The following is a 6,316-nucleotide window of genomic DNA, read 5'->3' on the forward strand; positions in this document are numbered from 1 at the left end:
CGGGGCCCGAGGCAACTGGGACCAGATCCGCCAAGTCTAAGTATGCGGCGGGAATAGTAGAGCAAAGCGAGACCGTATTATTGCTCTCAAATCCTAAAGCTTCTTTTGATGATTATGAAAAACTAAGCGTTACGGAAGAGGAATTTGCGTTTGTAAAGACTACCAGCCCTACTCTATATAGATTTATCATTAAAAAAGGGGTTGGCGAACGAGCTATCGCATCGATCGATCTAAGCTCCATAGGTAAAACTTATCTTAAAATTTTATCGACGGGTAGCGCCTATGTAGAAAAGATCGAAGAGATTAACGATGATCCGAATTTGGATTACAAAGGTAGGTTTGAGGCCATCAAAGCTATCTATGAAAAATCATAAGCACGCTGTGAGGGCGGCATGCCGTTCTTTAGGAAATAACTAAAATTTAAGGAGTAAGAAATGAGAGTTTCAATCGGTAAAATGGTGTCGGGCTTTATTGCCTCGGCAGCGCTATGCGCTAATATGTTCGCAACGGGAATTCCTGTAGTAGATGGGGCTGCAAATGCACAAATAACCAACCAGACTATACAACAGGCAATGGAATTTGCTAAGGAAGCGAAGCGCTGGGTAGATACTACGTCGCACTACAAATCAGAGCTCAAGGCTTATGCGGACGATATAGCCACTAAAACCGGCGCAAGAGATGCCATAAATTTCATCAATGAGGTTCAGGATATATATAAAAACGCAAAGGATCTCGGTACCTCGATAGATAGTATCGGCGAGGATTTTTCTAATGTTTCAAAGCTCGATAAACAAGCGGATAAGCTCTTTAAAAAATACTTTAAGACCGATCCCTGCGGAGATATTCAAGATGCCGTTGAAAAGAATTTGTGTGTAAGTCAGTCTAGGCAGGTATTTAAAGATACTATCGCTATAGAAAGCAGCAGTGCTAGAATTTCTACTTACTCGGATCAGCTAAATAGAATTGCCAAGCAGATGAAAAGCACCGCAAATAGTAGCGATATCAAATCATCCGCGGATTACGCTAACTCTATAGCTTTGATTACGGCTCAAATTCAGGCAGAGAAGACTCAAATAGAGCTGGCTTTGGCAAATATGAATAGGCAAAAAGAGATAATATCCGAAAAAAGATTTGAAGCTAATAAGAAATTTTTTACTGGAACTAAATAAAGAGAAGAGTAGTTATCGATATGGGCGCTGATTTAGGTAATTTTATAATAAAATTATCGAAAAATGTAACAGATTTTTTTGATAAACAGTATTCGGTGCACTATGATACTTTTATTGGCATTGTTAACGATTCGGGAAATTTTCTAGCTCTTTATTTGGGCATATTTCTTATTTATGAAACCATAAAGATGCTTTACGGAAAAGGGGATCAAAATTTCTCGGGATTTTTATTTACCGCTTTTATAAAAATTATATTTATTTTGCTCGCTTTGAATGCAGAAGATTGGGTGAAATTAGTTTTTAATGATTTTAAAATGGTTCGCGATGCCCTATCGAATTCAGATATCAACGTATTTGAGAACTTAAATATGTTTGTTGTTCCGTCCGGGTTTTTATGTTCCAGTTTTATTGACTCTTTATCGGTCAAAACGCCAATAGATAATTTCAAGTATATTTTCTGTTCGATTCTTGTTCTTATCGGCATAGGAACCGGTATTTTCCCAGTTTTGAAAGCAATGGTTACAAATCTTATGTCCTTCATTTTACTAATGCTTTTAATGCCCATAGCTTTCTTTTTCTTGATATTTAGTATGACTAAGCAGACTTTCTCGCAGTGGTTTAATATGGTTCTATCAAATTTAATCACCCTCTTATGCTTAACGACATTCGTTGGAATGATCGTTTTACCGTATGTCGGACGAGAGCTTCAATCGTTTTCGGTCTTGTACAACTATTCCGGTGGGTATATACAAGCCCTAGCCGGTGGAAAAGTTCCAGACAGCGTTTTCCTAGCCGCTTTCAAAGTTGTTATATGCGGAATTATGATCAATGTTTTTACGTCTTTTGCTACCGCTATCGCAGAAAAATTCACGGCGGTTTCAATGGAAGGCATAGCTAATTCTACTTTTGGCCGCGCCATGGGACTTGCCGGTAGAACTGCCGATATTGCAAGAGGAGGTAGCTTGTTGGCGGCTAGAGGAACTCTCGGGGCAGCAAGAGGTGCTATCGGTGTGGGTTCCGCAGGTATCAAAGGTGCTAAAGCTGCTAAAAAAGGTATCGGCAAACTAATAGGCAGAAAATGAAAAAGCGATCAGAAGGATAAACCATGCTCAAAACTCTTAAATTTTACGCGGTCTTGATACTAGCCGGCTTGCTTCTTTGCGGTTGCGTCAACCGCAAGAATGCGAATTTGAAAGGCAACGAAGCTTTTTTCAGCTCTCAGGATAGAGCTAATAGGGCCGAGGTAAAAAACAATAAGAAATGGAACGAGTTGTTCGACAGCGACGAATGGCAACCCATCAATAACAGCTCAGACGTAAACAAATTGGTAATTTGAAAAAAGGTAAATATTTGTGAAAAATCCTAAGATTGAAAACAATGACGAAGCCTCGGCAATAAGCTATGAAGCATCCATAAGATACCTAGTAGAAAAGTCTAACAGGCGCGCCTGGACGGTAGCTTTTATATTTGCGGCTATAGCCATTATCGCAGTAGTCGCGGTTATAATGTTAACTCCCCTAAAGACCGTAGAGCCTTATGTGATTAGGGTAGATAACGCAGGAATGGTAGACATCATTACGACTGTAAAAACAGAAGACCTCACTCAAAACGAAGCGCTGGATAAATATTTCATCTCCCAATACGTAAAAGCTAGAGAGGGGTATTACTACAATATCCTGAACCAGGATTATTTGCTAGTGCAGATGCTATCTACGCCGGAGATTGCGGAGCTTTATCGTAAAATTTACGAGGGCAAGAGTGCGCGTCAAGAAGCTTTAAAGAACGATAATGAGGTTTCTATCGATATCAAAAGCGTAGTTTTGGGCGAGAGCGCCGGCGCCAAGACGGCTACCATCCGTTTTGATGCGACGACGAGAAAAACTGGAGCTCAGCCTCAAATTTTAGGTACTGCGGCCAAAATAGTCACGTTAAGCTATGACTACTACCCAGATAACCCGCAAAGCGAAGAGGAGCGGCTTAAAAATCCATTGGGCTTTAAAGTCACGGCCTACCGAATAGACGATGAAATAATTAGATAAGGAAGCATATGAAAATTTTACCCGCGTTAGTTTTATCGGCATTGGCGCTTAGCTTAGGTGCCCTAGAAATACCCAAATCGTCGAAATTCGACAAGAGAATAACCTACGCAAGTTATAACGCTGATGACGTATTTTTGATTAAGGTTCGTAGCGGCTATGTTTCGATGCTAAAATTTAGCGAGGATGAGCGCATAGTAAATATCGCAAGCGGCTTTTCAAACGGCTGGGATCTGGCCGAGAAAGATAACTTTCTTTTTATAAAGGCGAAACCTTATGCCGTAGACGCAAAAGAGCAGCAAACGATGTTTGACGAAAGCGGCGAGGCGGTTGAATTCGAAGGAGCTTCCGTCATTCAACCAAATCCCGAAGACTGGAAGACGAATTTAATCGTAACGACTACAAAGCGCGTTTATGTATTCGATCTGCAGCTGGAGGAAGAAAACTCCAAAACTAACGTGAACTATAAGGTTGATTTTGTCTATCCTAGCGAGATAAAAAGAGAGAAAGAGGCGAAGAAGATAGCTCAAATTTTAGCAGATCAGCAAGCGATCGAAAAGGCCGCGCTAAACGACGAAATTCAAAAGGTAAACGTGCCTAGAAATTGGAATTTCGTAATGCACGTAAACAAAGGAAGCGATACTATAGCGCCCGATTTCGCATATGACGACGGTATTTTTACCTATTTGGGCTTTAATTCCACCAAGACTATTCCTAGCGTATTTCTATTCGACGAGGCGAATAAAGAAAGCATACTAAATACCCATCAAAACAAAAATGGCAGATATGATGTTTTGGTGATCCACAAAACCGCCGAAAAGATACTGCTTCGAAGCGGAAATAAGCTTGTAGGTGTCGTAAATCAAGGATATGGCAAAAATCCGCTCGATAGAACTTACGATACTACCAAACAAAGCGTAAAGAGGGAGATTTTAGAATGAGCGAAGAGCACAACACTCAAAACGAAGATCTACAGCGCGAGACGGTAGAGCTCAAAGACGAGCAGTTTAAAACTAGGCGTATGCAAATTTACGCCGTAATATTTATGACGGTCGTAATAGCTATATTTTTAGGTTTTAGAGCGCTAAGCGGCTTTATAAACGGCTTTTCAAGCGATGAAACCGAGAAAAAAACCATCGCTACTAACGTGCAAAAGGGCGATCTACAATATAGCAATAATAAGCAAGACATAAAAGAATTACCTAAACTTCCCGAATCAAGCGATACCACTAGCGTGCGCGACTTTATCAATGAAAACACCGGGGCAAACGAAAATTCAAGCCCCTTCGCTCCGGCTGCCGCTAGAAGCCAAATTAAGCCTAAAGTTTATAAAAATTCCGGCACTATTTTAGTGCCTACAAGTTCCGAGCCCTCTTTCGAGGCCAATCAAAGCGAGTCTGAGCCCGATCCGTTAAGCAGTGGCGAGTACACGCTCGACGCTAAAGGAAAACTTGTCAAAAAGACGGAATTTGATATAACGGAGGAGGGCTATTCGGAAGGTACTTTTGAGGCGAAGGCCGCTAAGAAAAGTAAATTCGATCCGAACCTGCTTCTGCTTAAAGGTACCTATATAGGCTGCTCGCTGGATACACGTTTAGTATCGAGTATCCAAGGCGGCGTAGCTTGCACCGTTAGCGAAGACGTTTACTCTGCCAATGGAGTTACCCTTTTGATCGAAAAAGGCTCGCATATTACCGGATATTTCAATAGCGGCCAAATGAATGACGGACTAAATAGAATTTTCGTAGTTTGGCAAGAGATCCGTACGCCAAACGGAGTTATTATCCCGGTTTATAGCGGCGCCAGCGACTCTTTAGGCGGTAGCGGTATAGAGGGATACGTCGATCACCATTGGCTTGAAAGATTTGGCGCGGCCATACTGCTTAGCGTAATAGACGATGCCGTAAATGTAGGCCTAAATGGCGGTAGCGGCACCAGAAGCAACGAAAACAGAGATTATACGGAAAATACTCGCGAAGCGACTCAACAAATGGCCAATACCGCGCTTGAGAAATTTATCAATATCGAACCTACATTATACAAAAACCAGGGCGATTTGGTAGGCGTTTATGTCAATCGAGATATCGATTTCAGCAAGGTATATCAACTCAGGGTAAGAAAAAATGGGCGAAAAAGAGCAATACGCTAACGAAACGGAAAAAGCTAGAGCTATCGTAAATGCTACCATGGCCGAATTCGGTCTTACGGCCGCAAAAGAAGTCGATACCGATATTGCCGCAACTCCAGATCCTGACGAGCAAAAAAAAGAGACCGAGCTTCTGCCTGACGTTCCTGTGCCGTCAATAGAAGAAACTGCGGCCGCCCACTCCTCTCCGCAAGCGCATGAAGTAGCGGTAAGCAAGGAGCGAGAGGAAGAGGAGTTTATAGCAAAATCGCAGATGCTAGACATCGTTACGAGCGAGCTTTTTGGAAAATATCTTGAGGACGACTCCATAAATGAAATTTGTCTAAACGGCAACGGGACGCTTTTTTGTGAAGATATATTCGGAAATTGGACGCAAGAGCACAGATTTATTAGCTATGACGAAGGGATCTCTTTTGCAAAGGCTTTAGGAGCATTCAACAATACGGATATAAATAAGTCCGAGCCTATGCTTGATGCGACGCTTCACACAGGAGAGCGCGTTCATATCAATATCCCGCCCGTAGTTAAGGACAATCAGGTCTCTATTGTAATCAGAAAGCCTAGCAAAGTGCATTATAGCCTCGATGATTACGTGGCCAATCAGGCCCTAGATCAACATACCGCAGAGCTATTAAAAGAGGCGGTTAGAGAGGGTAAAAATTTAGTCATCTGCGGCGAAACGGGTAGCGGTAAGACTACTTTTATGAAGACTTTGATAGATTTTATACCACTTAGCGAGCGTATTATAACGATCGAAGATACTTCCGAGATCACCTTTACGAAGCACAAGGACGTAGAACAGATGTTTTACGACAGCGACGCTAAAGACGGAGACGCCGTAACTTCGGCTACGCTTCTAAAAGCATGCTTGCGTATGAAACCAAACCGCATAATATTGGCCGAGCTAAGGGGCGGCGAGCAGGTTCTTCGCGGAGATCCGGAGCCCCTCGACGTTGCCGTACTCG

Annotated in this window: 6 protein-coding genes and 1 pseudogene; all 7 read left to right on the forward strand. The window is 42.2% G+C overall.

The features are described 5' to 3' along the window. Positions 1–374: pseudogene (locus Q0277_RS05475) on the forward strand (type IV secretion system protein VirB4); the annotation flags it as partial. Between the two features lie 60 nt (positions 375–434). Next, the gene (locus tag Q0277_RS05480; protein WP_297996299.1) at positions 435–1,169 is read left to right on the forward strand and encodes a type IV secretion system protein; all 735 of its coding nucleotides are present in this window, start codon (positions 435–437) and stop codon (positions 1,167–1,169) included. Positions 1,170–1,189: 20 nt separating this feature from the next. Next, positions 1,190–2,251, forward strand: coding sequence for a type IV secretion system protein (locus tag Q0277_RS05485; RefSeq protein ID WP_297996301.1), 1,062 nt, complete (start codon positions 1,190–1,192; stop codon positions 2,249–2,251). A gap of 270 nt (positions 2,252–2,521) precedes the next feature. Further along, positions 2,522–3,208: a virB8 family protein gene (locus tag Q0277_RS05490; protein ID WP_297881599.1), complete on the forward strand. Its 687-nt coding sequence runs from the start codon at positions 2,522–2,524 to the stop codon at positions 3,206–3,208. 8 nt (positions 3,209–3,216) lie between these two features. Continuing rightward, positions 3,217–4,146 (forward strand): P-type conjugative transfer protein VirB9, encoded by a 930-nt coding sequence (gene virB9 / locus Q0277_RS05495; protein WP_297996303.1) that lies wholly within the window; start codon positions 3,217–3,219, stop codon positions 4,144–4,146. Beyond that, entirely contained in the window at positions 4,143–5,354 is a 1,212-nt protein-coding gene (virB10, locus tag Q0277_RS05500) for a type IV secretion system protein VirB10 (protein WP_297996305.1), read from the forward strand. Before virB9 ends, virB10 begins: the two co-directional genes overlap by 4 nt. Further along, a partial coding sequence (locus Q0277_RS05505; RefSeq protein WP_297996307.1) for an ATPase, T2SS/T4P/T4SS family occupies positions 5,329–6,316 on the forward strand: 988 nt, incomplete at its 3' end. The genes virB10 and Q0277_RS05505, both read left to right, overlap by 26 nt.

Origin of the sequence: uncultured Campylobacter sp. (assembly GCF_938030815.1) — a bacterium.
GTDB lineage: Bacteria > Campylobacterota > Campylobacteria > Campylobacterales > Campylobacteraceae > Campylobacter_B.

Bases quoted from the DNA above. Each gene is read 5' to 3' on its own strand.
- Q0277_RS05480 (WP_297996299.1), top strand. From the start codon at position 435: ATGAGAGTTTCAATCGGTAAAATGGTGTCGGGCTTTATTGCCTCGGCA.
- Q0277_RS05485 (WP_297996301.1), top strand. From the start codon at position 1,190: ATGGGCGCTGATTTAGGTAATTTTATAATAAAATTATCGAAAAATGTA.
- virB9 (WP_297996303.1), top strand. From the start codon at position 3,217: ATGAAAATTTTACCCGCGTTAGTTTTATCGGCATTGGCGCTTAGCTTA.
- virB10 (WP_297996305.1), top strand. From the start codon at position 4,143: ATGAGCGAAGAGCACAACACTCAAAACGAAGATCTACAGCGCGAGACG.